General features: G+C 37.5%; 1 protein-coding gene. It reads right to left on the bottom strand.

Annotated elements, in window-relative coordinates; translation table 11 throughout:
• Positions 1–259 precede the first annotated feature (259 nt).
• Positions 260–853, bottom strand: a 594-nt coding sequence (locus ACTNB8_RS16355) for a transposase (protein ID WP_441056114.1), incomplete at its 5' end; no start/stop codon positions are given.

Genomic DNA, 853 nt, shown 5'->3' with positions numbered 1-853 from the left:
CCAATGTCATTTACTTAAGGAAAATGTACTGTAAATAGTCTTGATAAATATTGGATGCTGGTATACTTAACGCTTTTTCAGACAGTCATAATGCGATATGTGCAAAAATCTCCGGATTATAGTTTCCTCTGTGATTGTTTAACACATGTGGTGGTAAGTTTTTGTTTTTTAGGGTAACTTTAAGAAAGGTAAGCAAAAAATTATATTTTTACTTCCCATTTGATGCAAAAAGGTCTATATTGGACATGGGCAGTTACTGCTAACGGTAACAAAAGCTCATGGGTATTTTGAACCTGGCTTGGCGGCGGAAGGTTCTATCAGGCCTGATTGCTTCGATATTATCGGCAATCAGGCTTTCAACATTTAAGGGGTTATTTTGCTCCTTACTACGCAAGGCATTCCGGCATATTTTTACAGCCTGTGAAAAATTAACCTGATATGACAATTTACGGGAACGATCCGGTATTTTCACATGGCTGGAAATCTGGGCACAATAGTTATACATAAGCACCCTGGCAAATACTTCCTGTACAATATAAGCATATTTTTGGCTATGAAATGCTTTTAAACATAGTGGGTATTTTAGATCCCGGTATGCTGTTTCCTGTGACCATCTGAGATGGTAGAGTTCTTTTAAGTGATCCATATCAAAATCGATATCCGGAAGATTCGTGATCAGGTTTTCATAAATCCCCGGTGCAATTTCAATCCGAACAATACGCAGTGACAATGAATATTCATTACATTTTTCAGAGAGAAAATCCATAGGAACAGCCTGACAGACATACCGGTAATCTTTAAATCGTTCCGGATATTTCAACTTCTTTTTTGCTTTTGTTCGACACAGGATCCG

This window comes from Blautia sp. HCP28S3_G10, assembly GCF_052065235.1.
GTDB lineage: Bacteria > Bacillota > Clostridia > Lachnospirales > Lachnospiraceae > Blautia_A.
The sequence above is the reverse complement of the archived record's forward strand: the minus strand, read 5'-3'. Positions and strand labels throughout refer to the sequence as shown.